The organism is bacterium, from assembly GCA_029210545.1.
Lineage (GTDB): Bacteria > BMS3Abin14 > BMS3Abin14 > BMS3Abin14 > BMS3Abin14 > JARGFV01.
Map to the genome: position 1 here is coordinate 1 of JARGFV010000190.1, position 2117 is coordinate 2117.

The following is a 2117-nucleotide window of genomic DNA, read 5'->3' on the forward strand; positions in this document are numbered from 1 at the left end:
GAAAGGGAAAACGACGCTTTTCCCTTTCCGTGGAGCGAAAAGTCCCGGATTGGACTTTTTGCGACTCTATCAAAGTTACGACCCCGTTAGCCCCCGACACTTCAGAGCAGAACCCTCGACAGCCAATTAATTCCAGAAGCAGACACTGTTAGCAGTAAACTGTCTACTGTAAACTGTTCACTGTTTACTTCTTTCCCTCTATCTCCTCCAGCGTCTTTATGATGGCGTTCATCCCGGGGTCCTCGTTGATGTCGTGGATGTCGATATAGCGGATGATCCCCTCCTTGTCGATGACGAAGATGGCCCTTTCCGCGATCCCTTCCGATCGCAGGACATCGTACTTGAGAGATACATACCCGTGGGGCCAGAAATCGCTCAGGACAGGGAAAGAAACGTTGATCCCCTGGGACCAGGCCTTGAGGCTCGGGATGTTGTCGGCCAGCACACCCAGCACCTGGGTGTCGTTCTCCGCGAAGAAGCCTTTCAGCTCCTCGTACGCGGAGAGCTGGCCCGTTCAGACGGGTGTGAACGCCGCCGGCAGAAAGGTCAGCAGAACGTTCTTTTTCCCCCTGAAATCGCTGAGGGTAATGCTGGTATCCTGAGTGGACGGCAGGGTGAAGTCCGGCGCCACCTCGCCGACAGCGGGCTGGTTTGTTGGTTTCAGATTGGGCGCCTTTACATAAAGGGGCACACTCCCCTGCCCGAAGGTACTCCCGTCGGCACGAGCCGAGTGCGGACCCATCAGCTTCATTAAGGATTCGATCATTTTCACTCCGTATCCGGAAGAGCTCTTTTTTCCCAGTGCCGCGTCAATAACCTCCTTGTAATTCTCGTAGGGCTGGGCTCCCTTGATCATGCGGCCGTTGATGATCACGGTGGGAGTGCTCCATACGTCGAGATCGTGGACCCTGTCCAGGTTCTCCTGCAGCTCGGGCAGGTGGGTCATCTCGTCCACGGCTTTCGTAAATCTGGTCATGTCGAGACCCAGCTTGCGAGCCAGGTCGTCCAGGGCAGGTCTGTCCAATTCAGGTGCCTTTTCGAAAAGCAGGTCGTGCATCTCCCAGAACTTCCCCTGGTCCCAGGCTGCCCACGCCGCGAGGGCGGCGTTCCTCGAATCGTTGGAATACTTTCTCATATAGGGCACCAGCACAAAGCGGACCTTGCCCTTGTACTCCTCGTTGATCCTTTTGAAGGTCGGACCGACCTCCTTGCAGAACGGTCACATGAAGTCCGCGATCTCGATGATCGTCACCGGCGCATTATCCGGCCCCTTTGCAGGTGCCCTCACCGGCTCGAAGACGACCGTTTCGGCAGCCATGGCCGTCGCGGCGGTGAAAAGCGCCGCGGCCAGCAGAACCGCCAGCAGGATGATTTTTTTGCTCATATCGACCCCCTTTGAGAAAAATGTATTTCAGATCTCAGATTTCAAATTCCCAAAAAACCCAAGATCCAAGATCCAAAATACGGAATGCGAAACCTTTAAAATCATTACTTTTTGGGTCAATTATAGTTTATGGCCTGCCCGTTTTCAATCGACAAAGGAAAAAGCGGAGCGAAGGTTCCGGTTTTCCATCAACCTTGACAGGGTCGCAAAAAGTCCGAAAGGCGAGAACTGCCCCTTAAACGGGTGACGCCACGGTTTGTCCCGAGATTGCGTCACTTAGAGATGGTTCGCAATGACTTCGTGGTTTTCTCCATGTCATCCGTGTCCGTGGTAAATAAGCCTTTGAGGCCTTACGCCAAAAACCCGAGATCGCTTTGCCTGGGGCGCAGCTCGCGATGACAGCGTTTTGTTACCCTGTGGAATTTGAGATCCTTGTCACGACGTAGCTGAAAGCCGAAGGCCCTGAGCTAGTCGAAAGGGCGAAGACGGATGGAATTTGGAATTCCCCTCCCCCTCTGGCATACTGTCCAGGAGCCTGTCGGAGAACCTCAAACTGGCTCCTGGCTGGTTTCCCGGCAACCCCTGGATTTGAAAAGATGATGGACTCGCAAAAAGTCCATCAACGCGCCCCGCGTGGGGCGCCCAAATCAATGACGCACTCCGTAAGTCATTGATTTGTAAGGAAAGGGAAAACGACGCTTTTCCCTTTCCGTGGAGCGAAAAGTCCCGGATT

General features: G+C 54.1%; 2 protein-coding genes and 1 pseudogene. All 3 read right to left on the minus strand.

Annotated features, from left to right (window positions below; translation table 11 throughout):
* Positions 1-184: 184 nt before the first annotated feature.
* Entirely contained in the window at positions 185-742 is a 558-nt protein-coding gene (locus tag P1S46_12170) for a redoxin domain-containing protein (GenBank protein ID MDF1537226.1), read from the minus strand.
* Between the two features lie 78 nt (positions 743-820).
* A pseudogene (locus P1S46_12175) lies at positions 821-1201 on the minus strand (thioredoxin domain-containing protein).
* Between the two features lie 18 nt (positions 1202-1219).
* Positions 1220-1384 carry a hypothetical protein gene (locus P1S46_12180; protein MDF1537227.1) on the minus strand — a complete coding sequence of 55 codons (165 nt, stop codon included), beginning with the start codon at positions 1382-1384 and terminating at the stop codon, positions 1220-1222.
* Positions 1385-2117: the final 733 nt, after the last annotated feature.